At 58.6% G+C, this 22,575-nt stretch carries 22 protein-coding genes and 3 pseudogenes; 10 read left to right on the top strand and 15 right to left on the bottom strand.

The window, feature by feature from the left end:
• Window positions 1-17 precede the first annotated feature (17 nt).
• The 6 genes from M2267_RS28295 to M2267_RS28320 all read right to left on the bottom strand — a co-directional run bounded on the left by M2267_RS28295 (window position 18) and on the right by M2267_RS28320 (window position 5,070).
• Window positions 18-308: a type II toxin-antitoxin system RelE/ParE family toxin gene (locus M2267_RS28295; RefSeq protein ID WP_429119217.1), complete on the bottom strand. Its 291-nt coding sequence runs from the start codon at window positions 306-308 to the stop codon at window positions 18-20.
• Window positions 305-613 (bottom strand): type II toxin-antitoxin system RelB/DinJ family antitoxin, encoded by a 309-nt coding sequence (locus M2267_RS28300; RefSeq protein WP_429119219.1) that lies wholly within the window; start codon window positions 611-613, stop codon window positions 305-307. The genes M2267_RS28295 and M2267_RS28300 overlap by 4 nt, the downstream gene beginning before the upstream one ends.
• Before the next feature lie 132 nt (window positions 614-745).
• A complete protein-coding gene (locus M2267_RS28305) occupies window positions 746-2,452 on the bottom strand; it encodes a dipeptide ABC transporter ATP-binding protein (RefSeq protein WP_429119224.1) in 1,707 nt (568 codons plus the stop codon).
• The gene (locus M2267_RS28310; protein ID WP_104663893.1) at window positions 2,449-3,348 is read right to left on the bottom strand and encodes an ABC transporter permease; all 900 of its coding nucleotides are present in this window, start codon (window positions 3,346-3,348) and stop codon (window positions 2,449-2,451) included. Before M2267_RS28310 ends, M2267_RS28305 begins: the two co-directional genes overlap by 4 nt.
• A 1-nt stretch (window position 3,349) precedes the next feature.
• Window positions 3,350-4,321, bottom strand: coding sequence for an ABC transporter permease (locus M2267_RS28315; protein ID WP_429119226.1), 972 nt, complete (start codon window positions 4,319-4,321; stop codon window positions 3,350-3,352).
• 47 nt (window positions 4,322-4,368) lie between these two features.
• Window positions 4,369-5,070, bottom strand: coding sequence for a creatininase family protein (locus M2267_RS28320; RefSeq protein ID WP_429119228.1), 702 nt, complete (start codon window positions 5,068-5,070; stop codon window positions 4,369-4,371).
• A 177-nt stretch (window positions 5,071-5,247) separates the two neighbouring features.
• On the opposite strand from M2267_RS28320, the gene M2267_RS28325 reads away from it, so the two are divergent.
• The 3 genes from M2267_RS28325 to M2267_RS28335 all read left to right on the top strand — a co-directional run bounded on the left by M2267_RS28325 (window position 5,248) and on the right by M2267_RS28335 (window position 8,495).
• Window positions 5,248-5,820, top strand: coding sequence for a MarR family winged helix-turn-helix transcriptional regulator (locus M2267_RS28325; protein ID WP_429119230.1), 573 nt, complete (start codon window positions 5,248-5,250; stop codon window positions 5,818-5,820).
• Between the two features lie 72 nt (window positions 5,821-5,892).
• Window positions 5,893-7,473, top strand: a complete 1,581-nt coding sequence (locus tag M2267_RS28330; protein ID WP_429119232.1) for an ABC transporter substrate-binding protein — start codon at window positions 5,893-5,895, stop codon at window positions 7,471-7,473.
• 68 nt (window positions 7,474-7,541) lie between these two features.
• The gene (locus M2267_RS28335; RefSeq protein WP_429119234.1) at window positions 7,542-8,495 is read left to right on the top strand and encodes an isoaspartyl peptidase/L-asparaginase family protein; all 954 of its coding nucleotides are present in this window, start codon (window positions 7,542-7,544) and stop codon (window positions 8,493-8,495) included.
• 5 nt (window positions 8,496-8,500) lie between these two features.
• Here the strand turns inward: M2267_RS28335 and M2267_RS28340 are convergent.
• Together M2267_RS28340 and M2267_RS28345 are read right to left on the bottom strand one after the other, a co-directional pair.
• A pseudogene (locus M2267_RS28340) lies at window positions 8,501-8,932 on the bottom strand (transposase); the annotation flags it as partial.
• A gap of 143 nt (window positions 8,933-9,075) precedes the next feature.
• Window positions 9,076-9,252 (bottom strand): annotated as a pseudogene (locus M2267_RS28345) (helix-turn-helix domain-containing protein); the annotation flags it as partial.
• Between the two features lie 498 nt (window positions 9,253-9,750).
• Between M2267_RS28345 and M2267_RS28350 the strand changes: the two are divergent.
• From M2267_RS28350 to M2267_RS28360, 3 genes are all read left to right on the top strand, one after another.
• Window positions 9,751-11,301, top strand: a complete 1,551-nt coding sequence (locus tag M2267_RS28350) for a sensor histidine kinase (protein WP_429119236.1) — start codon at window positions 9,751-9,753, stop codon at window positions 11,299-11,301.
• A gap of 131 nt (window positions 11,302-11,432) precedes the next feature.
• Entirely contained in the window at window positions 11,433-12,539 is a 1,107-nt protein-coding gene (locus M2267_RS28355; RefSeq protein WP_429119238.1) for a PAS domain-containing protein, read from the top strand.
• A 12-nt stretch (window positions 12,540-12,551) separates the two neighbouring features.
• Complete coding sequence (locus M2267_RS28360; RefSeq protein ID WP_429119239.1) at window positions 12,552-12,956, top strand: response regulator; 405 nt, start codon at window positions 12,552-12,554, stop codon at window positions 12,954-12,956.
• 23 nt (window positions 12,957-12,979) lie between these two features.
• Here M2267_RS28360 and M2267_RS28365 read toward each other — a convergent pair whose 3' ends face one another.
• The 5 genes from M2267_RS28365 to M2267_RS28385 form a co-directional block, all read right to left on the bottom strand.
• Window positions 12,980-13,510, bottom strand: coding sequence for a helix-turn-helix transcriptional regulator (locus tag M2267_RS28365; RefSeq protein ID WP_429119242.1), 531 nt, complete (start codon window positions 13,508-13,510; stop codon window positions 12,980-12,982).
• A gap of 5 nt (window positions 13,511-13,515) precedes the next feature.
• Window positions 13,516-14,166 (bottom strand): cytochrome b/b6 domain-containing protein, encoded by a 651-nt coding sequence (locus tag M2267_RS28370; protein ID WP_429119244.1) that lies wholly within the window; start codon window positions 14,164-14,166, stop codon window positions 13,516-13,518.
• Between the two features lie 2 nt (window positions 14,167-14,168).
• The gene (locus tag M2267_RS28375) at window positions 14,169-14,429 is read right to left on the bottom strand and encodes a PepSY domain-containing protein (RefSeq protein ID WP_429119246.1); all 261 of its coding nucleotides are present in this window, start codon (window positions 14,427-14,429) and stop codon (window positions 14,169-14,171) included.
• A 449-nt stretch (window positions 14,430-14,878) separates the two neighbouring features.
• Window positions 14,879-15,037, bottom strand: a complete 159-nt coding sequence (locus M2267_RS28380; protein ID WP_429119248.1) for a hypothetical protein — start codon at window positions 15,035-15,037, stop codon at window positions 14,879-14,881.
• 11 nt (window positions 15,038-15,048) lie between these two features.
• The gene (locus tag M2267_RS28385) at window positions 15,049-15,237 is read right to left on the bottom strand and encodes a hypothetical protein (protein WP_429119249.1); all 189 of its coding nucleotides are present in this window, start codon (window positions 15,235-15,237) and stop codon (window positions 15,049-15,051) included.
• A 160-nt stretch (window positions 15,238-15,397) separates the two neighbouring features.
• On the opposite strand from M2267_RS28385, the pseudogene M2267_RS28390 reads away from it, so the two are divergent.
• A pseudogene (locus M2267_RS28390) lies at window positions 15,398-15,751 on the top strand (universal stress protein); the annotation flags it as partial.
• On the opposite strand, the gene M2267_RS28395 reads toward M2267_RS28390, so the two are convergent.
• Window positions 15,747-16,553 (bottom strand): serine/threonine protein phosphatase, encoded by an 807-nt coding sequence (locus tag M2267_RS28395; RefSeq protein WP_429119250.1) that lies wholly within the window; start codon window positions 16,551-16,553, stop codon window positions 15,747-15,749. The pseudogene M2267_RS28390 and the gene M2267_RS28395 overlap by 5 nt on opposite strands.
• 399 nt (window positions 16,554-16,952) lie before the next feature.
• Between M2267_RS28395 and M2267_RS28400 the strand changes: the two genes are divergently transcribed.
• Window positions 16,953-17,114, top strand: coding sequence for a helix-turn-helix domain-containing protein (locus tag M2267_RS28400; protein ID WP_429119289.1), 162 nt, complete (start codon window positions 16,953-16,955; stop codon window positions 17,112-17,114).
• A 121-nt stretch (window positions 17,115-17,235) separates the two neighbouring features.
• Here M2267_RS28400 and M2267_RS28405 read toward each other — a convergent pair whose 3' ends face one another.
• Window positions 17,236-18,126, bottom strand: coding sequence for a LysR family transcriptional regulator (locus tag M2267_RS28405; RefSeq protein ID WP_429119251.1), 891 nt, complete (start codon window positions 18,124-18,126; stop codon window positions 17,236-17,238).
• Between the two features lie 135 nt (window positions 18,127-18,261).
• Here M2267_RS28405 and M2267_RS28410 point away from each other — a divergent pair, with 135 nt between their 5' ends.
• Window positions 18,262-18,519, top strand: coding sequence for a helix-turn-helix domain-containing protein (locus M2267_RS28410; protein ID WP_218685873.1), 258 nt, complete (start codon window positions 18,262-18,264; stop codon window positions 18,517-18,519).
• A gap of 194 nt (window positions 18,520-18,713) precedes the next feature.
• A complete protein-coding gene (locus M2267_RS28415; RefSeq protein ID WP_429119253.1) occupies window positions 18,714-22,559 on the top strand; it encodes a hypothetical protein in 3,846 nt (1,281 codons plus the stop codon).
• Window positions 22,560-22,575: the final 16 nt, after the last annotated feature.

The following is a 22,575-nucleotide window of genomic DNA, read 5'->3' on the forward strand; positions in this document are numbered from 1 at the left end:
CCGCAGAAGGTGGGCGATTACTGGTCGCCAAACTGGGAGGGCCAAATCTGAGCTCCGTGCAAGATACCAAGAATGCGGATCCGGTCCGCCATCAGCATGTAAGCCACGATGTATGGCGTGCGTGTAATCACCAACTCGCGCGTTCCCTCAACGCGCCAGGCCTGCCGCTTTCGGGGAAATCTAGGAGGCGCCGAACGGCGCGCGATTTCCTCGTCGACGTGAACCGCCGCATTTGGGTTTTCACTTTCGATGTAGGTGAAGATTGCGTCGCGATCGTCAAGCGCATACTGCGCCCAGACAAGCCTCATCGGTCGCCCGCTCCTGCTTTACGCGCGGCCGCCTTTCGGCGCTCGCGGAAGCGAGCTTCAGCGTCGGAATCCTCAGTATCGGGTCGCGTGTCCTCAAGAGCCTGCAATACCTTGGCGCGAAACCAGGCATCGTGAGCCTCAGTGCTACCGACCAATTCCAGTGGAAGCGAGCCTTCGTTCGCCGTCCGAGTTAAGAGGATTCGCACGGCATCCGAAACTGTTAGACCCATGTTTTGGAGGACTGCCGTAGCGCGATCTCGAATGTCGGGATCAATTCGCGTTTGAACGAGTGCATTCGAAACCATCACCAATCTCCTTCACTGAAAATCATTGTAATGCAATTGCATGACGGAATCCAGTGAGGATCAGGACGTTCCTGACGATAGAGTATGCGATTCGAGAAGCACAAAATGTGATAGGGCATACGGATCGTCCCCTCAGCGAACTCCGTGCGGCCCGGCCTCTAGCATCGGAACGGCGTCGAGGAGCATCTGTGTATAGGAATGCTGGGGCGCGCTGAAGATTTGGGCCGCAGTCCCCTGTTCCACGATCTGCCCGTGACGCATCACCACGACGCGGTCACACAGATGGTGGACGACGGACAGATCGTGGCTGATGAACAGAAGTGTGATGTTGAGTTTGTGGCGCAGCTCCATCAACAGATTGATGACCTGCGCCTGGATCGATACATCGAGGGAGGCGACGGGCTCGTCGCAGACGATGACCTCGGGCTGCATTGCAAGCGCCCGGGCGATTGCGATGCGCTGACGTTGACCGCCCGAGAACTGGTGCGGATAGCGATCCGCCATCGCCGGATCGAAGGCGACGGCACGGAGCCACCTGTTGACGTAATCGCGGGCACCGGCACGTGTGCAGAAACCATGCGCGATCGGCCCTTCGGCCACCGACTGGAAGATCGTACGACGTGGATCCAGCGACGCGAATGGATCCTGGAAGATCATCTGCACTTGGGTGCCGAGCTTGCCCGTCGCCGAGCGCACGGGTTTGCCACCGATGCTGATCGTGCCTGACGTCGGCGCATAGATGCCGCACAATATGCGTCCGAGCGTAGACTTGCCGGAGCCGGATTCCCCGACCAGGCCGAGGATCTCGCCGCGGGCGATGGTGAGGTCTGCGGATATCACCGCCTGGACCGGACGGACGTCTCGCGCCAGCCCCCAGCGCGTGGCGAGTGCCCGCAGGTAACTGATGCGTGGGGCAAAGATCTTTCCGACCGCCTCCGCCCGCAAGAAGGCGGTATCGGCTGCAGCCCCGATGGCAGCGCCGCCAAGCCCGCTCAGATCCGTCGAGCCAGCTGCCTCGGTCGCAGCGGACGCCAGCGGCTCGCCTGGCTTCGAACGTGACGGCAACGCGTCCAGCAAGCCTTGCGTATAAGGATGCTGCGGACTGTACAGGACCTGCCGCGCAGACCCCTGCTCGACGATCTTGCCGCGCCGCATAACTGCAATCGTGTCGGCGATCGAGGAGACGGTGGCCAGGTCGTGGCTGACCCAGATCAGGGATATTCCGATCTCGGCGACCAGCGCTTTCACCATGTGCAAGATCTCGGCCTGCACCGAGACATCGAGCGCAGTGGTCGGCTCGTCGGCGATCACGAGCTGCGGACGATGGAGAAGCGCGATGGCAATGGCGACCCGCTGCCGCATGCCACCGGAGAACTCGTGCGGATACTGGTCCACCTTGCTTTCCGGATCGACGATCTTGACCCTTGCCAGCGCCTCGACCGCACGGCGGCGTATGTCGGCGTCCGATACCTTCTCGTGTGCACGAAGTGCCATGCCTATCTGATCGATGATCCTGACCACCGGGTTCAGCGTCATCATCGGGTCCTGGAACACCATGGAGATGTCCTTGCCCCGGATCTTGCGCAGCGCCCTTTCATGGAGGCCGACCAGCTCGCGTCCGTTGAAGCGGATGGAACTGCCCTGCTGGATGCGACCGGTCTCGTCCAGCAGGCCGATCAGGGAGAAGCCGGTAATCGACTTGCCCGAGCCGCTTTCCCCGACGAGCCCCATGACTTCGCCACGCTTCAGCGTGAAGGAGATGTCGTCCACCGACTTGACGGTGCCTTTGTCGGTCTCGAAGTAGGTCCGCAGATTGCGGACATCCAGAAGATCATTCATTTGCGCAGCCTCGGATTGAGCTGGTCCCGGATCTGGTCGCCGACTAGGTTGATCGCCATGATCAGGACGATCAGTGCGACGCCTGGATAGATCGCGATCCAGTAACGGCCGGACATAAGGTACTGGAAGCCGTTGGCGATCAGCATGCCGAGCGACGGTTCCGTCGGCGGCAGGCCGACACCCAGGAAGGAAAGGGTTGCTTCCAGGGATATGGCGGAGGCGATCTGCACCGTGGCGACCACGATAAGCGGCGGCAACGAGTTCGGCAGAATGTGACGGGTGATGACGAACCAGCCGCTCATCGGCACGGAAAGGGCGGCCTGGACATAGTCCTTCTGACGCTCGGCCGCCGCAGCGCCGTGGGCCGTTCGCACGAAATAGGCATATTGCGCAAAGACGAGGGCGAGGATCAACTGCGACTTACCCTGACCGAGGATCGCTGCGACGACAAAGGCCAGCAGGATCGCCGGGAAGGAGAGCTGGATGTCAACGATGCGCATGATGACGGACTCCGTGCGCCCGCCAACATAGGCGGCAAAACACCCCACCACTGCCCCGATCGAGAAGGCGATGGCACCGGCCACCAGACCCATCTGCAGGGAAATGCGCAGGCCGTAGACGATGGCCGAAAGCAGGTCACGCCCCTGACTGTCCGTGCCCAGCAAATGCGTGATGCCGGTGGACCCGACATAGCCCGGCGGGCGGCGGGCATCGCGCAGCACCAGCGCCTTGAGGTCGTAGGGATCCTGCGGCACGAGGAACGCCGCGAAGATCGCCACAAGGATGATGGCGACCACCACCGCAAGGGCGGCGACCGCAACCTTGTTGCGGCGAAACATGTGCCAGAACTCGGCGAGCGGCGAGACGGATCTTACCGCACTGGCTTCCATCGACATATCAGCGCCTCCCCTGCCGCAGGCGTGGATCAAGCAACGCATAGGCGAGATCCACGCATAGATTGATCACCACGAACAGGGCCGAGACCAGCATCAGGTAGGCGACCATCACGGGCCTGTCGAGCGAGGTGATGGAATCGACGATCAGCTTGCCAAGCCCGGGCCAGCTGAAGATCGTTTCGGTGACGAGCGCAAAGGCAAGCGTCGAGCCGAGCTCCAGTCCGAACACGGTGACCAGAGGGATCGCGATCAGCTTGAGCACATGTCGCCGCAAGATGGTTCCTTCGGAAATGCCGGCGGCGCGCGCGAATTTGATCGTGTCGGTCAGCATCACCTCGCGCGTGCCGGAGGCAGCCAGCCGGCACATCATCGACAGCTTGAACAGCGACAGGTTGAGGGCCGGCAAGATGAGATGCGACCAGCCGTCCAAGGTAAGGAAGGAAAACGGAATACCGAACAGATCCGCCGTCTGCCCGCGCCCCCCGGCTGGAAGAATGCCGAACTGCACGGCGAAAACCATGATCAGCATCAATCCGATCCAGAAGGTCGGCACCGAAAAGCCCAGGATCGACACTGCCATGATGGCCTTGGAGAGCAGACTGTCGGGCTTGTAGCCAGCATAGACTCCGAGCGGAATGCCGATCAGGGAAGCAAACAGCACCGCGATCAGTGTCAACTCCAGCGTCGCCGGCAGGCGCTGCGCGATCAGCGTGACGACCGGCATGTTGAAGACGAAGGATCGCCCGAGGTCGCCCGTCAACAAGCGCTGCAGGAACTGGAAATACTGCTCCCACAGGGGCAGGTCGAGCCCATACTGCGCGATGACCTGCTGGCGCATTTCCTGCGTCACGTCGGGCGAGATCAGAACGTCAACCGGATTTCCGATGACGTAGACGCCCATAAAGACGAGCATGGACATGATCAACAGCACGAAGAACGCCTGTCCCAACCTGCGAAAAATAAAGGATGCCATGTCTGCCTCTGGGTGGATGCATAAGGGAGCTGGACGCCCCCGAGGTTTCAGTGCCAGCCGTGCTCGATCTCGTGGCGCGTCTCCTCGACGCCCACCTGCCAGATCGCCAGCATCTCCGCGTCGGGCCGTTGGAAGACGCCGTGGTAGTTGCCTTCGGCAATACGCTCGCGCTTGCGGCCGGCATCAACGCGCGCGGCGGCGGCAAAGTCGATCCGTTCCTTCTGGAAATTCGGGATCGGCGCACCCTCCAGACGGGTCCAGGGGAAATTCTCCATCCAGCTCGCATGCGAGGCAGCGGGATCGATCTCCAGTACCTTGGCCATGGTCTTCGGCGCACGCCACCAATCATGCAGCTTTACCGAGCAGTCACGGTTGCGGTTCAGCCATTCGCTGATCACCGGACTGACCGGCGTGTTGCCGCCATGCCCGTTGACGATGAGGATGCGTCGGAAGCCGGACCGATAAAGGCTGTCGAGCATGTCCTCGAACACGCCGATATAGGTGCGCAGCGACAGGGTCACCGTACCAGGGAAATCGGCAAACCCTGAAGCCATGCCATAGGGCAGGCAGGGGAAGACCGGCACCCCGAGCGGCGCGGCAGCTTCTACGGAGACACGCTCGGCCAGGATCATGTCGGTGGCGAGACTGAGGTAAGCGTGCTGCTCGATGGAGCCAACCGGCAGAACGCAACGATCATCCTCCTTCACCCGCTCCTCCACCTGGCTCCAATGCATGTCCTGAATGCGCATAGTCCGTCCTTCTCGCAGCTCGGCCACACCCTCAAGACGTCGCCCGTCCTGGTCATCAATTGGGAAGCCTCTTCCTGAATTAGTTCTTTATGGATCAAAAATTGCGGTTGACGCAAGGGTTTTGCGCCAAATAAAGTTCCATTTGAGATCAATATCTGTTTTGCACGGGATGGCGGCATGGACGAGGCGATGCGTCAGGCACTGTTTGAGGGACGGGCCGGCCGGGAGGACCCCCTGGTCACGCCCGATACAAAGATCGACGCCCTCATGCATGCGAAGCTTTGGGACAATCCCTGCTGGTTCTCGTACCGGCTGAACTTTCTGGCTCTTCATTTCAACAACCCGGTCTACGGCTACATTCAGCAGCACTTGGGCCTGCTGCGGCCCGACTTCGTGGTGCTGTGGTCGCTCCATCTGGGCGGAAGCTCGACGATGACCGATGTCGTGCGCTCTTCCGGCTTCCCGAAGAACACGCTGAGCCGCGCGGCGAACAAGTTGACACGATTGGGCATGATCGATCGCCAGACCGACCCTGACGATCAGCGCCGCATCACGCTCGATCTGACCGAAAAGGGCCGGGAAGCAGTGGATGCCACCAAGGGCATGATGATTGAGCACGAGCGGCGCATGCTGGAGTGCCTCAGCCCCGCCGAGCGGCTGAACCTGTCCGAAATCCTGACCAAGCTCGTCACCGCATCGGGACAATGGCCGCAAATGATCGATGGCGACCAACCGGACGGAGACCTGTGATCAGCGAGAAGATCGGCTCGAGGTCGAACGGCCACGTCCGCGCCAACCAAATTACAATGAGAGAGGAACTCAATGCCAATAAAATCCATACTCCGCGCGGCCCTGGTGGCCACCATCCTGTCCTCACCCGCCGCAGCACTTGCCGCCGACCTGGTGATCGCGACGAAGAACGGCCCAGCCTCAATGGATCCGCACTTCACCGCGACGTCCGCCAATGCCGAGGCGACCAAGCATATCTTTGACACGCTCCTGCGCTCCGGCAACAACCTTGAGATCCAGCCGTCGCTGGCCACCAGCTGGCAGGCGCTGGACGACACGACCTGGGAGTTCAAGCTGCGTCAGGGCGTGAAGTTCCATGATGGCTCCGACTTCACCGCCAAGGACGTCAAGTTCTCCATCGAGCGCATCCCCAACGTCACCGGACCGAACCCCTCGACGATCTACGTGCGGCGCGTGGCCAGCGTCGACATCGTAGACGACTACACGGTGCGCGTGAAGACCAACGGCCCCGCGCCCACGCTCCCCAACGATTTCATTCGCCTGTTTGTCGTTTCCCACAAGGCCGCCGCCGACTACTCGACCAAGGACAGTTCCGCCGAAGGCTTCAACACCGGCAAGGCCACGATTGGCACCGGCCCCTACAAGTTCGTCAGCTGGGCGCCGACTCAGGACCTGGTGCTCGAGAAATTCGACGGCTACTGGGACGGCCCCCAGCCCTGGGACAAGGTGGTGCGCAAGGAAATCCCGAACGACGCTGCCCGCGTCGCCCAGCTGAAAGCCGGCCAGGTCGACCTTATTTCCAAGGTGCCGGCGACCGATCTCGCCAGCATCGAGTCCGATACCGCCCTGCAGGTGATCAAGACGGAATCGATCTACATCCCCTATCTGGAGTTCGACTTCCGCACGGACTCCCCACAGGTATGGGACAATGGTGGCAAGAAGCTCGACAAGAACCCCTTCCTCGATGCGAAGGTGCGTGAAGCCTTCGACCTGGCGCTCGACCGTGAAACCATCGTGGAATTTGCGCTCGAGGGTATGGGCGTTGTCTCCACACAGCTCGTCAGCCCCAACATCTTTGGCTACAACAAGACGATCGCCGCACCGGCCTTCGACGTCGAGAAGGCGCGCAAGCTGATGGCGGAGGCCGGATACCCGGATGGCTTCAAGGTTGCGCTCAGCTATGCAAACGACCGGATGCCGACGGAGCTTGGCCCGACCGTCGCCCAGATGCTGGCGGCGATCAATGTGACTGTCGATGTACAGGGCGTGCCGGCCGCAGTGTTCAATCCTGCCAAGACGCGTGGCGAATATTCGCTCTACATGGCCTCCTGGGGCACGCTCACGGGTGAAGCCAACTACATGCTGTCATCCCTCATGCACACCAACGACGCGGCCAAGTCGCTTGGCGCTTTCAACGTGCGCGGCTACTCCAACCCGCAAATGGACAAGCTGATCGAGGGCGCTGCTGTCGAGATGGATGAGGGTAAGCGCCGCACCATGCTTGAGGATGCGAACCTGCTGGTGGCAAGCGACCGGCCCGACCTGCCGCTCGCCACAAACCTCTCGGCCTGGGGCGCCAAGGCTGACACGGTGACCTACGAACCGCGCTCGGACGAGGACACACTGGCCATGGATGTCCATCCCAAGCAGTGATTAGCCAACTTGCTCTTGGGGCACCGGTCAAAGGCCGGTGCCCTTTCTCGTAGAAATCGGAGAGTCCCATGACGAAATTCGCCCTCGCCATCCATGGAGGCTGCGGCGTGATGGCCAAGCTTGACCTCAGCGAGGCTGAATGGATTGCGGCCCGCCGCGACCTCGGGCGCGCGCTGAAGGCCGGGTACGCTGTCCTGGAAAGCGGCGGAAATGCCATCGATGCGGTGCAGGCGGCCGTCGTCATCATGGAAGACAGCCCGCATTTTAACGCCGGACATGGTGCGGCACTCAACGAGAACGCCATCCATGAGCTGGATGCGTCTATCATGGACGGAAAGACGCTGGCTGCCGGTGCGATCTGCGCTTCACGCCGTATCCGCAATCCGGTGCTTGCAGCACGCGCCGTCCTCGAAAACGGCGACATGGTCATGCTCGCCGGCCCCGCAGCGGATCGTTTTGCCGAGGCCAAGGGATTGGCAGTGGAAGAGCAGGCCTATTTCACCACCGAGCGGCGCAAACAGGCGCTGGCGGCGATGAAGGCGCATGTTGCCGCCGGCACCCAGATTGCCGCCAGTGAGTCGGAAAAGCACGGGACTGTTGGCGCGGTAGCACTTGATCAGCATGGCCACCTGGCCGCCGCAACCTCGACCGGCGGGTACAACAACAAGCCCGACGGGCGGATCGGCGACAGCCCCGTCATTGGCGCGGGCACTTATGCGCGTGACGGCGTCTGCGCCGTCTCCGGCACCGGCAAGGGCGAGTTCTTCATCCGCCATGTCGTTGGCCATGAGGTCGCCGCGCGCGTCGCCTATCTCGGCGAGGATGTCCGTACGGCCAGCGAAAAAGTCATCATCGAGGACATGAAGCCCCATCAAATCGGCGCTGGCCTGGTCGCCGTCGGCGCTGACGGCACCGTCGCCGCTCCCTACAATACCGACGGCATGTTCCGTGGCTGGGTGACCGAAAACGGCGATTTCTACGTCGCCTCGCATGCAGAGGTCATGGCGTTGTCCGACGATTGACTGTCCCGCACTCCACGTTCCGGCAGATGCCGCCACAGTCTGATGGCAAGGCCGTCTGCTGAATAGGCGAATTTGTAGATCGTCTCGTAACTGACGGAAATCGGATGACGCTCCAGCCGCATGCGACCGGCGATCTGTTGTGGCGACCAGCCATGCATGATCCGCTCGATCACCGACCGACGCACATGCGCAAACCGAGCAAGCTTGCGCAGCTTGGCTCTGCGGTCGCGCGCCATCTCGTTGGCCGTGACGCAGTAGTAGCCGCTGAGCTCCGGCATCTGCGCGTCTTCAAAAGCATTGCGGCTGAGTTCACGGAAAATCGTCGAGCGATGCCGTCCAAGCTTCTCGGCGATAACCGTGGCGCTCAGGCCGGCCGTTCGCCACTTGGCGATCCTACGACGCTCATCCATATCGATTTGGGAGTAGGTGCGTCTCATGAGACATTCCTTGCGAGTGACAACCCATTGGCATCTATCGAAAGTCGCACTTCATCCTTGAGCCCACCACAATACAGCCTTTTGCGGCACAAGAGTTATTATGGAACTATCAAAGATGGCAGGATCCAATTCCATGAGTTCTCTTACGCAGCGACGTCGCCGATCAGTGAGGCAACCGGAATGTTCCGTTCCTTGCTGAGCTTCCGAATCTGATCCAAATTAATTTCCCGCCTGCCGTTCAAAAGATCAGCCGCCCGCGCTTTGGAGCCGATCACTGTCACGAGATCGGCGCGTGTGTAGTTGTTGGCAGCCATCACCGACTACTGGCCCGAAGGGGAAGCGGGACCGACTGCCCCCGCCTTGAGCGTCCCGTATCGCTTTACGTTGGTCGGGCCGACATGTAGGCAGTCGCGTTGGCACGACTTTAAATTAGACGGCATCTCACGTTAGATCGGCCGTAAGTCCAGAAATCTCATCGAGCTCGCGGCCTCTGGCACGCAACCTACTGCAAAACCAAAGAGATGGCCGACTTTCTGCAATCTCCCCACGCCGGGTTCGCTGCGCCTGCTTCGATTACCGCGATCCGGAACTGACGCACTGCGCCCTGCAGATGCACGCCTCCATTCACAGCCCGCTCTGCGATTTCCCGACGCGTCGCGAGCAATGGGACCCGCAGGCTCTACGGATTGCCTCATCTACCGGCGCGTACGCAGGATTGCGACATAGCGTCCACTCCGTTAATTGCTAAGCAAGCCAAGGTCCTCGAAAGGATGGATTGGACGCGTTCTAATATGGGGTTCTGATCTGGAGAGCAGGGGATGATGACAAGGCCGACGTTCACCGTGTCAAGAGCGGCAACTTTTGTCATCGGCGCTATGTTTGCGGTGCTAGTCCTGCTTCTGGGTCTGTGGCTGTACGAAAGTTACAACACCGCGATGCGGCGAACCGAGGAGCGTGCCATTGCGGCCTCGAAAATCGTATCTACGAACGCCTCTTGGATCAACGCCCTAGCGGCGCAGACACTTCAACGGATCGATGACGCGCTCGGGCCTACGCTCGGCATCGCTACGGATGAGGTCAAGAGCATAGACGACGCGGTATCTAATCTCCCCGGGCAAGTTCAAGCCTACGTCGTAGACCGCAACGGCCGGACCCTACTGTCCACCGATCCCGATATAAAGCCTATCGACATAAGGGATCGCGAATACTTTGCCGCCGTCGAAAAGGGAACGAAAACATTTGTATCGGGCCTCCTGGTCAGCAGGCTCAATAGTCAGCAGATCTTCGTATTCAGCCGGCGCCTGGAGCGGAACGGTGTGTTTGTGGGCGCGGCGATGGTGTCGTTCCAAGGAAACGATCTGCTGAAGGACGTCTGGGAAGCCGTCTCACTCGGCGAGAATTCGACCGTCAGTGTGATCCGCACGGACGGTGAACTCGTTGCGCGATACCCCGCTCCCGACGGTCCCTTGAACATGAGCAAGTATGTTCTCTTCACAGAATACCTTCCCTCCTCGCCGAACGGGACATACGAGGCAATATCGCCGGCAGACGGGGCGCACCGGGTGGTCGCATATCGGGTGGTTGAGGGAACGGATTTCGTTGCGCTCGCGTCCTCAGACTACCGTATCGGCCTCGCCGCCTTTCGAGGCGACGTTTCCATCGCGCTCACCGTTCTGGTGCTTGCTGCGGCTACGTCGCTTGCCGCAGGTGGATGGATCCGACATCTCATTAGACGCGACGTGATGAAGTCCGCTGAACTTGAGGCTGCCCTGGAGGATAACCGCCTTCTTCTGAGGGAAATACATCACCGGGTCAAAAACAACTTTCAAGCGGTGCAGGGCGTCATCCGCATGCAGCAACTGCCGCCGGATGCGCAAAAGGCCCTCTTCGACAGGATCGGAGCCATGATCGCGGTACATGAGCAAATTTATGACCGCGATCAGTTCAGTGCAGTGTCAGCGCGTCATCTCATCCCGTCGATCGTGGACAGGCTCATCTGCGCCTATTCTGACAACGTATCTGTAAAATACGACATCGACGACTTTGACCTGACACCCGATCAGGCCACGTCGATCGCACTCCTTGTCAATGAAGTGGTGACAAACAGCCTCAAATACGCTTTTTCCGGAGGCGGCCGAGGAAATCTCGAGGTCGAATTCCGCAAGGACGACCGAGGTCCTAGCCTGTTAAGGATCGCGGACAATGGCTCGGGCTTCGATCCGTCGACCGCTCGCAAAGGCATGGGCAGCCGCATTATCCGCGGTGTCGTCAGTCAGCTGGGCGGTTCATGCGAATACAGGTCGAAGAACGGCACGCAATTCAGCGCGCACCTCGACCTTGGCGCAGAAACTAAAGGGCAGTTGGGCTAACTCTTCTTCTTGACCGGCCAGGGTCTGTCGCCCGTCCTTGTGGCACCAAACCTTGAAAACACGAAGCGCGCGGATAGATTTCCATCTTTGCAAACCAGTTTGGTGGGCGTTTGCCGACCTGGATGAACGCGATGGAAAACGAAAACCAGCGTCTCGACGCGCACAACGCGGGCGAACGCCTCCTAGCATCGCACCCGTCCGAAGACCCCTTCGCAGCTGCGTTCAAGGCTACGCGCATGCCAATGCTGATTACCGATCCTCGGCAGCACGACAATCCAATAATCTTCTCGAACCGAGCCTTCACCGAGCTGACGGGCTATAGCCAGCACGAGCTGGTCGGCCGAAACTGCCGCCTTCTGCAAGGACCCGACACCGACCGCAAAGCGATCGCAAAGATCAGGCATGCCGTTTCGGCCGCGCACGATGTCTCGGTCGATGTTCTCAATTATCGCCAAGACGGTAGCACGTTCTGGAATTCACTGTATGTCAGCCCCGTGCGCAATCGGGAGGGAGAGGTAATCTACTTCTTTGCGTCACAACTCGACGTTACGGACGTCAAGAGCAAAGAAACTGAACTGGCGAAGGCGCGCCGTGCTGCAGAAGAAGAAGCCTCAATGCGAAATGCGGAGCTAATTGAGGCTTTACGCGTGCAAACCGAACTTGTTCACGAGGTTGATCACAGGGTTAAAAACAACCTTCTGACCATTGCCTCAATCATCAAATTACAAATGCGGACCACGAGAAATACCATTGTCGCCAATACGCTTAGATCGATTTTGAACCGCGTCGAGGCTTTGAGCACTGTGCAGCGGAAGGTGCTCAATCACGACCAAGTCGGCCAGTTCGACGTGGCCGATTTTGGTCGAGACCTGGTTACTGACATTGTCGGTTCTCTCAAAAGGCCGGACATCGACTTATCGACGGACCTGCATTCTGTAATAGTCTCGGGATCAAAGGCATCAGCGCTCGCCCTCGTTGTTAACGAGCTCGTTGGAGATGCCGTTCGACGCGGCCTCAGCGATGGCGGCGGCAAAATTCATCTCGAAATCCGAAGGCTCAACGGCGACTTCCTCATTCGCGTCGTGGACTTCGTTACGCCGGTTGAGGTGGATGGAGAACAGAAGGCGTTCAGCCGCGCCATGCTTGATGCCTCGATCCGGCAGCTGAAGGCAACGATGGAGCGAGAAGTTGACGGCCACCGCACGGAGGTTTGTGTCATGTTGCCGGTCGGCGATTAGGAAGGGCCGATTTTGCGAACTTTGATTGTCGAAGACGAGATGCTCTTGGCTCTGGAACTTGAACACGAGGTCGAGGCCGGTGGTCATCGAGTGATCGGTCTGGCAAGTGACCTAAGCGAAGCGATGGCCCTCATCGAGCAAGAACAGCCAGAGTTTGCTTTCGTCGATATCCATCTGCGCGATGGTCCGACTGGCATCGCCATAGGTCGACACTTGGCTTCAAAAGGCATTCCGTTTGTCTTTGTCTCTGGCAATGTCAAACGTATTCCGGCCGACTTCGAAGGTGCCCTCGGAGCTATCGAGAAGCCCTACTCGTCGAACGGCCTACAAAACGCGCTTTCCTATGTTCAGGCCATATTGTCAGGGGAGGCTCTGCCAACACCTCCTCCGAGCCTCATTACCTTTGAAGCAAGGTGACAATTGTGACAGGCTTTTTGTGGTCACTTTTCCGATGAATGCACGCACTCTCTCTCCGGTGGAAGCAGCCTTTCGTGCATGAGGTCTTCAAAGAACCATGCCATGAACTGCTCGCGCCCGGAAACACCCGCCTTGGCATAGATGCGTGTCAGTTGAGCGCGAACCGTCCCCGGCGCTGCATTGCGGATGCGAGAGATCGCGGGCGCGTCGAGCCCTTTCAGGGCAAGCCGTGCAACATCGCTTTCCGCGGAGGTTAGTCCCCAAGCTACAAACTGCGCGTCGACAATTCGGGCAAGCTCGCCGCGCGCTGTTTCCAAAGCGCGCTCCTGCTCGCGCATCGATTCCAGCGTCGTGCGGAGCTGCCATCCTCCAATCAGGATGCCAAGGACGAGTGCCACGGCCACCATTGCCTCGACCAAGGCATGGGCGGTCCCGGGAAATGCGAGCAGGTCCGCAAAGGCATCGCCCACGAAGAAGGCCGCAGCGATCGTCTGGATCAGGACAAGAACTGCGAGGGCGGCGGATTGGCGCCGCCCCTTTGAGGATCTCAGCATCTCTGCTAGCTCTGCCGGCGCTTGCCGACGATCATCGGCCGGATGAGATTTCGGCCAAGCACTCGACTCTCGATAAGCACACCTCCCACATGAACAGCAGCAAGGATCAGCAAGAGATTTGCGGCCAACTCATGAACCTCCCCGGCGACGCGCATGGAGAACTCGCCCTTGTTATCATTGCCTTCGGAACCTGACTTGACAAGAACCGACCAGTTGCCCGCAGCGATCGCAGCGCGTTCTTCGGCAATGGCAGTCGGGCTCTTGCCATCGGTCATGAGGAGGCCTGTCGCCGTAACCAGCATGAGGCAAGCCCATAGAGTGTAGACCATGATCGCAGCCGCGGGATTGTGGGAAGGATATTCACGCGCCCTGCCCCGCAACAGATTACCGATATGGTGCAACGCCGCAGATGGCGATGGGGGAAAGGCACTAAAGCGCGCCTCCTGTGGCCCCACGACAGCCCAAATCAACCGGCTGGCGAACACGCCGATCACCGCCCATCCAACCCAAACATGCGCTATGCCGCCGGGCTTGGTGATGAACCCGTTTGCGAGGACAGCAGCCGCAATCGCCCAGTGGCTTATGCGCACGAGCGGATCCCAGGGATTGGGGGGCTGTACCGCCCCCTCAGTTGCCTTCTTGTCCGAGGCGCCCACGATCAGTCACCGTCCTTTATCTGACTGACCTTGCCGGACTTCGGGTCGATGTAAACTTCCCAAGCTTTCCCGCCTGCACCCGAGCATTTCGCTTCGATCTGGCCGCCTTCGGGCTCGAAGTCCGAGACCTTGCATCCGGATTTCTCCAGCGCGGCCTTGGCGTCGGTGGGATTGGTCCCCACAAGATCCCCCACCGCCGGCATTGCGAACACAGTGTAGGGCAAAGTCGAAATAGCAAGAGCGAGTGCGATCGGTTTCATCATCATGACTTCCTTTCATGGATCACCAGGGCCAAGCGCCGAGGCGAAACCAGAAGGACCGATCAGTGTGGTTTACGTCGATTGGCAATCTGCTGATTTCGGTCCGGATAAGCAAGTGCTTACGCTCCCTTTTCCTGACGGGAAGGCTCATAGACATTCCTGGAAAATTCACCTTCCACCGGCGCGCTCCGCCAGAGATGACGAAACCGGCGGGCTACACGTAGCTGGGGATGGAGCTGCCGGTGTCGCGGGCCCATTTCGACAAGCATCCCTACGAGTTCAACAGAAGGACCGAATAGGTTCGGGGGCGAGCTTGCCAAGCAACGCCGAAGGGCCTTCGCCGACCAGAACTCGCGGTCGCGGTTGGGATCCTTCGTCCATTGCGGGGCAATGCGGATGCTGGACCGGCCGACACGAGCAGGAAGGCATCGTCTCGAAGAATGGCGCTGCTGCTAGTCGCGCATGAAGCCCTGAACTTCCTCGGGTGTTACTTTTCCGTCCTTGTTTGCATCGACCCTGTCGAAGATCCTCTTGTGAATTGCGGTGACTTCCTCGAACGAAAGGGCACCATCCCCGTCGTTATCGGCAACGGCAAACATGATTTTCAACATAGGGCCATGCATCATGTTTTGCCGCATCCGCCCCACATGCCGTATTGTCGCCCCCCCATCATCGCGTCAGGCATCATCTCGGAGTAGTCAGGTTGCTCACCTTGTTTCAGGGCCGGGGAATCTTGGGCAAAGGACGGCGTGGGACCACAGGAAAGAAACGCGCCGAAAATCGCCACATATGCGGACATCGTCGTGTTCATGTGCGTTCTCCGTTTCAAGGACAGGATAGTGCGACCAGAGACATTGCCTCCATTCTCTGGCTCGCGCCCGTGAAAATTTAAACAAGACCAGACTACCGCTAAATTCGAACCCGTTCCTTGCGCCAAATCAATTGAGCCTCGTCCGGCTCTCTGCGGGGGAGACGAGATCGGAGAAAGGGCGCGTTACGCCGACGTGACCTTGATCGGGGCAAGCCTTAAGGCGAGTTCGCGGCTTCGCTCGCACGCCATTGAGGGCGCGCTCTTTCAATCAGCCCATCCCGTCCTTCTATCGGGCAACCGCCAGTCAGTGACGCTGATTCCTAAAAGGGTCCTGCTTGCATGGAACTCCACAATCGAAGCCACAAGAGCTGCGCGCGAGGCGCTTGAGATGATGAAGAACGCCGACAGCGTCAACGTTGTACTTGTCGATCCTACGGCTGCGCCCGCAAGGAACGGTGATGAACCTGGAGCCGATGTTGCGACCTATCTCGCCAGCCACCGCGATCCGATCACTGGAATTGCGAGAGATAAGCCATAAGAACGATGAAACGATGGACATCCTTTGCGTGGCGAAGCTGATTGAGTGCCCTTGCGATCGGAACAAGAGGAGTTAGAAAACGGGTGATCCGCTTGAGTTCTCGATCGGCCTCGGCCGGTGCCTTGGCGGCCCAGGCAGAATACGCTGCATTGAGGCTATCCATTCCAAGCATCATCCGCGAGGCAATCTGCAGAAGAAGAAGCCACATGTCGCGGGCTTGTGCGCAGGGCAAAGACATGACCGCGTCCGGTTCTTCTTCGAAATCCAGAAAGGTTATCTGGTCACCGTTTAACGCGAAGTCGCGCGGATGCGGACGTCCATGACAAAGGCCGGCTGCGTGCAGTCTTCCAAGCTCGCTCGCCAAGGTCACGAGCAGCTCATCATGTTTCTCAGCGCTTGCGGCGCGCAGGTCCAAGAGCGACGCGTCAACCGTCCGGCCGACGTCCGTCAGGATGAGAGAGGTCGGCGAGCGATAGACAATCGTTGGCGTCGGGAAACCCTTCGCTCGGAAAGCCTCGATCTTGCGAACCTCCCTGCTGACCATACCCGCAGGATCCAGCTGTCGAGACGGCTTGAGAACTTCAACGGGAAGAGCGGCGGCAAAGACGCCTTGGAGCTTCATCCAGATCGACGCTTGTTCAGTGCCATATTGCTTGATCCAGATAGTCCGCTTCGACAAGACCACTCTCTGTACGCGCCTTGATCTATCAGCAAGAGCCGCCAGCAACGTATGGACATCCGTCTCACTGAATTCCTCGATGTCAGCAAATGCCTGCACAGATCTATCCAGATTGGCTTACCGACCACCAGGACGTCGAGGCGCCGTCGAACGTCCCGCCGTATTTCCTGTCGCACGACTCACCGCGAGCCAAGCTAACTATACTAACTATCCTTATTTAGGAGTTCGGCAACAACTTGCAGGCGTGAAACCTTTCCTTGTTCACGAGGACACGCTGATGCATCGCGACCAACTTTTTCAAACCGTGGCCGAGCGTCGATCGCAAGCACTTTGCAGGCCGACAGATTGGCGGTTCCAAAGACGTGTGGACGCGTGCGCTCACGCCCCGAAGGCAATCCAGTGCAGAACATCGCGCCGCGATCGTGGCAACTCTCCCCTGCATATGGGCGGAGCTGTTGTGAATTGCAGTTTCATCTCGCGCTGATTAAACATTGTCGGATGTTGGCTGATCTCAATCTCAATCGCTTGCGTTCCTTCTTCCTGATCGCCGAAGAGCGCAGCCTTACACGGGCCGCGGCGCGGTTGAACATGAGCCAGCCATCCGTCAGCCAGGGGGGCAACCTCAGACTATGTTCGCCGGAACATGCTTCAGTAGATTGACCCTAGGCGGTCGTTGCCCCGATTACGACACATCCCCGCGGTTGCGGGAGGAGAAGCAAATCAACGGCGATGGCCAAGTGCTTGGAACGGGCGAGATTCATCCATGTTGACGCCCCTGCCCTCACCTGCCCGGCCGCGCCAGCGACCGGGCAATGTCGATGATGTCGTCCCGTGACGCCGTCGGATCCTCTTTGTTCCAGGCGACACCAAGCCCGATCTTGAGATCCACTCCCCTCACCGGCCGAAGTTCGAAACCTCGGTTCGGCAAGTCTTTCGTCCATTCCGGCGCAAATCCGACGCCCAGGCCCGCTGAAACCAGCGACACCAGCGAGAAGGTGTCATCACAGCTGTAGGCGATGTTGCCGGTCAGACCGTGGGTCTCGAACATCTCGGAGAAATAGCGCTCCGAATAGGAGAGGTTCTGTCGGGAAAAGGCGATGATCTTCTCTCCCCTCAGATCCTCGATGTCGATCTCGCTTCGAAGCGCAAGCGGGCTCCTTTTTTCGACCGCCAGCAGATAGCGCTCATGCGCGATCGAGAAGAAGCGCAAGGACCCGATGTTTTCGACCGGTCGGATGAAGCCGAGATTGATCTGTCCGTTCTCAATGGAACGGATGATGTCGCTGGTCGAACCGCTCGTCACATGCAGCGCCACATCGGGAAACTTCCGGCCGATGCGCGCCAGAAACGCCGGGAGCACGCCTATGGTCGCCGGATAGACGGTTCCGATCTTGATAGTACGCGCCGCCTTTCCGGCAGCCGACCGCGCCACATCCATCGACAACCCTACATCGCCGATGATCCTCACGGCCCGATCGTAGAACACCTCCCCTGCCCGCGTCAGCTCGACCCGACGCGTCGACCGCTCAAGTAACCGCACACCGAGCTCCTTCTCCAACGCCTGGATGTGAGAACTCAACGCCGGCTGGGCGATGCACATCCGCGCCGCCGCCCGATTGAAATGCAGCTCCTCGGCGACCGCAACAAAGAATGAGAGTTGGCGCAGTTCCATGAAAGCTTCGACTCCAGTCCAGTTTCCGCCTACGCGCAGAGGGCGAAATCATAATCACCTGAATACAACTTTTATCATCTTTTCGTATAGAATAGCCAGTTATTTAATTCGACACGCAATGGTCATGTGAATGCCATGACACCGCGTGATCTACTAGCTTGGAATGTTAGAAAATTGAGGGTCAAGCGCGGCCTCTCACAAGAACGGCTAGCGCTTGAGGCTCAATTGGAGCGGGTGTCCATTTCTCAGCTTGAGCGCAAGCAGGTAAATCTCGGAATAGATTCGCTTGGAAAAATCGCTGCGGTTCTCGAATGCAAAATCTTCGAGCTGTTAATCGAACCGCAAAGCGGCGAGGAAGCGCCGGTGAATCTTCCGAGAGGTCGCAAACGATAACTCTTAGCGCTCTCTGCAGGACGGGTTAGAATACGGCGCATTCATCCGGCCGGACTATCCGAAAGTTCCAATATCGGCCGGCGATCACTCCAAACACTCCTTATCGGTGGATGGCATCAATAGAAGTTGCGCGAAAGAAGGACACGCAACTGTCTTGTGATGTACTTTCCTGCGCACTTTTCACGGCACAGCCAATGGGCAGAGAAATGCCACATCCGATACTCACAGTCAGTACAAATGAAATCCAGTCCCTCAACGATGAACGCGCCAGAGAACTAGTCGCACGGCTCGTTCGTGCAGAAGCAAGCCGACTTGGTGCAACGAGTCCCGATGTAACATGGGGTGGCGACCAGAGGGCGAAAGACGGCGGTATCGACGTAAGGTTTTCGGCGGAAGCTCTGGGCGCAACTTCAGTGTTTCTGCCGGCCAGCACCGTCGGCTATCAAGTTAAGGCAGAGAATTTTCCGCCATCCAAGATCCAGAAAGAACTTCTACCTAAGGGTAGCCTTAGTGCGTCGATTGCGGAGATCCTTCGCCACGATGGCTCCTACATCATCGTATCAACGCGCGACAGCGTCTCAGATTCATCGTTGGCGGCTCGGCGGGCGAAGATGGCTGAGTGCTGCGGGCAATTGGAGCCAGGCACGGGAACCCTCGACTTCCTAGATGCTCGGCGCATCGCAGACTGGGCAGAGCGCTTTCCCTCAATCGTTGCATGGGTAAAGCACAGCTCTGGCGGCCCTTTGAAAGGTTGGAAACCCTACGGGCCATGGGCGTATCGTGAAAGCGACTCCAAGGCTGAATACCTGCTCGACGACAGAGTGAAGGTTTTCACGCCCGACGCAAAGGTTGGTTCGGGGGCAATTGACGCGATTGATGCCATCCGAAGCGACATGCTCGCGGGACGAAGCGTGCGCGTAGTGGGGCTGTCGGGCGTTGGAAAGACACGTTTGGTTCAAGCACTCTTCGATCCAAGAGTGCTCACAAAGTCGCTCCCGTTGCCTCAAGATGGCGTCATCTATGCCGACTTGTCAGATCATTTGGAGCCTCAACCCACGTCCATGGCAGAGGCGCTAGTCGATGCTGATGCTCCTTCCTTCTTCGTTATCGACAACTGCGGCCAGGACCTACACAAGCGGCTGGCCGAAATAGTCGACCGGGGGCCACAAAAGGTGGCACTGCTTACCGTCGAGTATGACATTCAGGACGACCTTCCAGAGGGTACACGCTTCTATCGCTTGGAGAGCTCTTCAGACGAGCTTATAAAAGCGTTACTAAGCCGACGTTACAGCCACTTGTCTGAACCTGACATAAGTCGGGTCGCCTCCTTTTCGGACGGGAATGCGCGCGTGGCGTTCGCGTTAGCGAGTGCGTCGGAACGCAGCGGAGATCTGGCCCAGCTGGGCGATGACGCGCTTTTCAGGCGCTTGTTTCATCAAAAACGAAGCGAGAACGAAGAGCTGTTGCGGTGCGCCGAGGCCGCCACGCTTTTGTACTCGTTTGAGGGAATTGAGACCGACCAAGGGTCGGAACTCGCACTTTTGGCTCAAACCGTTGGCTTGTCGGTTACCACTCTGTACCGCGGCATTGCTGAACTGCAACGAAGGGGATTAGTTCAACAGCGAGGTAAGTGGCGAGCAGTATTACCGCACGCGATCGCCAACAGGCTCGCCTCTCGCGCTCTCGAAAACAACCCCGCGTCGAGTGTCGTCGACACACTGCTGGTCAAGGCCGACGACAGGGTTGCCAAATCCTTCTCTCGGAGACTTGGTTATTTGCATAATTCAACCCACGCACGGCAAATCGTCGCCTCGCTTTTAAACCCGGGTGGGAGTTTTGAGTTTATTGAAGATCTTACGGACGTCGGGAGACAGGCACTCAAGAATGTAATGCCCACCGACCCAATCGGTAGTTTGTCGGCATTTAAGAGGATGGTTGAGCGCAAGGACCTTAAGGAGTTGGATGCATATGTTGCATCCGATCTCGTCGCTATGGCAAGGTCGCTTGCCTACGATGAGTCTATGTTTGACGATGCACTCAACGTCCTCATGGCTTTTGCCGAGAGGGAGGACACGACAGCCCGCAGTTCCGCGCCTGATGCGATTGCATCACTCTTCACTTGCTATCTCTCTGGTACAAACGCCTCGCCGGAAAAGAGAGCGGCCGTCGTTCTCGATCTCCTACAAAGCAAGCAGGAGTTGCACCAGGCATTGGGAAGGGCTGCATTGAAGCAAGCCCTCCAGACCAGCCACTTTGTCGGCCACCTGGAAGCGGACTTTGGCTCTCGCCCGCGTGACTACGGTTGGAAGCCCGAGACCCGGTTAGAGATCGTCCGGTGGTACGGAGGGTTTATTGAAGTTGCGTCACAAATAGCACTCGGGACGGAAAAGCAGGCAATCAAAGTTCGCCAGATACTTGGCCAAGCCGTGCGAGACCTCTGTGAGGAGGCCGGGATGCTTGACGCCATTGAAGCAGTGGGGCGAGCCCTTGCCGAAAAGGGAGGTTGGCCGGACGGATGGGTTGGTGTTCGCGAAACGATCTACTGGAATAGGTCGTCAGCACCTCCCGAGATTCTATCGAGGCTAATTGCTTTAGAACGTGCCCTTGCACCGAGAGATCTTCTTGGTGAGATACGGGCGTCTATTCTAACGCAGGACGCTGCGTTGTTCGGTTTGCTCGACGGCGAGGGTTATGGCGCAGACTACGGTAAACGTCGCGAGAAGGTTCAGGAGCGAGCAACTGAGCTCGGCAGGATGGCCGCGGAATCCCTATCCGTGCTGTCCCTGATCACGCCGGATCTACTGCGGACCCGAGGGAGTGAAACCATCTTCTCGTTCGGCGTCGGCGTTGGCTCATCGCTCAAAGACCATTCACAGTACCTGGCCGAAGCAAGTCGTATTGTCGCGACTTTGGACGGATCAGACGCAAATTTTCTTTTTGTGCGAGGGCTGTTGGCAGGTTGGCATGGGACTGACGCCGCGGCTGCAGACTTATTCTTAGACGCTGCAGTATCAGATCCTGTGTGGGGACAGTCGTTCCCGGAGCTCCAATGCGTTGTTGGTCTAGAGAACAGGGGCATCGAGCGCGTCTTCGAAGCGTTAAACGCAAAACTCGCCCCCATTTGGCAGTATCGCTACCTGGCGATGGGCGGGCTGACGGACGCTCTTGATGTGCGAACGATCGGCAAGCTCGTGCAGGCTTTGTCAGGCCTCTCCGGCGGACCTACAGTTGCCATCGATTTGTTGGGAATGGTCATCCATTCAGGCAGGGTCAAGAACGACGACTTCCGACAGGATGTCGCTCTGCAGATTGGTTACTTTCTGATCGATACAGATCTCACGGAGATCGACACTCAGGACACGATGGTTGAGTACCACTTCGACCAGATCCTTGCATTCGGGCTCACTCACGCACCTCCTTCAGCCATGGATGAGGATATCATCAACAAGCTGCTATCATGGGAGCGCTCAGAAGGCAGAAAGTATGCCTTTAGGCGCGGGCGGTTCCTGCAACCCTTCTTCCGGCTCAGGCCAAAGTTGGCCCTCAATGCAGTGTATCAACCCGATGCGGACGGAAGATTTCGCACAGCTCGTTCACTAGCTTCAAACTATGACAACGAAAGGGGGAGACGTCCGATGGAAGCAGTCCCCGCACGCGAAGCAATGGAATGGTGTGCGGAATCGCCTACGGACCGGTATCCCTTCATTGCGGAAACTTGCGCCCTGTTTGTTCCAAAGACCTCCGAGGATCAGCCACAAGAGCGTTTGTCTGAACTTGCGGGAGAGGTATTCAGGCGCGCACCGGACCAAGAGCACATCCTTGAGATATATCTTCAGCGACTAATGCCAATGAGCTGGTCTGGTTCGCGCGCCGCCAAGCTCCAACGAAGGCTTGGTATTCTGGATGACCTGCTTGCCCAAGCACATCCGGATCAAAAGCAAATGCTTTCCGAGGCCCGAGCCCGCATGCTGCGGGTCGTAGCCGAAATGGGACAACGCGAAGATGAAATAGAGAGCACGAGGAACGAGACCTTCGAGTAAGCCTTCGCAAGTGAAC

Source organism: Ensifer sp. KUDG1 (assembly GCF_050434285.1).
Classification (GTDB): Bacteria; Pseudomonadota; Alphaproteobacteria; order Rhizobiales; family Rhizobiaceae; genus Ensifer.

What these genes read in the sequence shown, in the direction of transcription:
- M2267_RS28295 (WP_429119217.1), bottom strand. Translation starts at nt 308, where the DNA reads ATGAGGCTTGTCTGGGCGCAGTATGCGCTTGACGATCGCGACGCAATC.
- M2267_RS28300 (WP_429119219.1), bottom strand. Translation starts at nt 613, where the DNA reads ATGGTTTCGAATGCACTCGTTCAAACGCGAATTGATCCCGACATTCGA.
- M2267_RS28305 (WP_429119224.1), bottom strand. Translation starts at nt 2,452, where the DNA reads ATGAATGATCTTCTGGATGTCCGCAATCTGCGGACCTACTTCGAGACC.
- M2267_RS28310 (WP_104663893.1), bottom strand. Translation starts at nt 3,348, where the DNA reads ATGTCGATGGAAGCCAGTGCGGTAAGATCCGTCTCGCCGCTCGCCGAG.
- M2267_RS28315 (WP_429119226.1), bottom strand. Translation starts at nt 4,321, where the DNA reads ATGGCATCCTTTATTTTTCGCAGGTTGGGACAGGCGTTCTTCGTGCTG.
- M2267_RS28320 (WP_429119228.1), bottom strand. Translation starts at nt 5,070, where the DNA reads ATGCGCATTCAGGACATGCATTGGAGCCAGGTGGAGGAGCGGGTGAAG.
- M2267_RS28325 (WP_429119230.1), top strand. Translation starts at nt 5,248, where the DNA reads ATGGACGAGGCGATGCGTCAGGCACTGTTTGAGGGACGGGCCGGCCGG.
- M2267_RS28330 (WP_429119232.1), top strand. Translation starts at nt 5,893, where the DNA reads ATGCCAATAAAATCCATACTCCGCGCGGCCCTGGTGGCCACCATCCTG.
- M2267_RS28335 (WP_429119234.1), top strand. Translation starts at nt 7,542, where the DNA reads ATGACGAAATTCGCCCTCGCCATCCATGGAGGCTGCGGCGTGATGGCC.
- M2267_RS28350 (WP_429119236.1), top strand. Translation starts at nt 9,751, where the DNA reads ATGATGACAAGGCCGACGTTCACCGTGTCAAGAGCGGCAACTTTTGTC.
- M2267_RS28355 (WP_429119238.1), top strand. Translation starts at nt 11,433, where the DNA reads ATGGAAAACGAAAACCAGCGTCTCGACGCGCACAACGCGGGCGAACGC.
- M2267_RS28365 (WP_429119242.1), bottom strand. Translation starts at nt 13,510, where the DNA reads ATGCTGAGATCCTCAAAGGGGCGGCGCCAATCCGCCGCCCTCGCAGTT.
- M2267_RS28375 (WP_429119246.1), bottom strand. Translation starts at nt 14,429, where the DNA reads ATGATGAAACCGATCGCACTCGCTCTTGCTATTTCGACTTTGCCCTAC.
- M2267_RS28380 (WP_429119248.1), bottom strand. Translation starts at nt 15,037, where the DNA reads ATGTTGAAAATCATGTTTGCCGTTGCCGATAACGACGGGGATGGTGCC.
- M2267_RS28385 (WP_429119249.1), bottom strand. Translation starts at nt 15,237, where the DNA reads ATGAACACGACGATGTCCGCATATGTGGCGATTTTCGGCGCGTTTCTT.
- M2267_RS28400 (WP_429119289.1), top strand. Translation starts at nt 16,953, where the DNA reads ATGTTGGCTGATCTCAATCTCAATCGCTTGCGTTCCTTCTTCCTGATC.
- M2267_RS28405 (WP_429119251.1), bottom strand. Translation starts at nt 18,126, where the DNA reads ATGGAACTGCGCCAACTCTCATTCTTTGTTGCGGTCGCCGAGGAGCTG.
- M2267_RS28410 (WP_218685873.1), top strand. Translation starts at nt 18,262, where the DNA reads ATGACACCGCGTGATCTACTAGCTTGGAATGTTAGAAAATTGAGGGTC.
- M2267_RS28415 (WP_429119253.1), top strand. Translation starts at nt 18,714, where the DNA reads ATGGGCAGAGAAATGCCACATCCGATACTCACAGTCAGTACAAATGAA.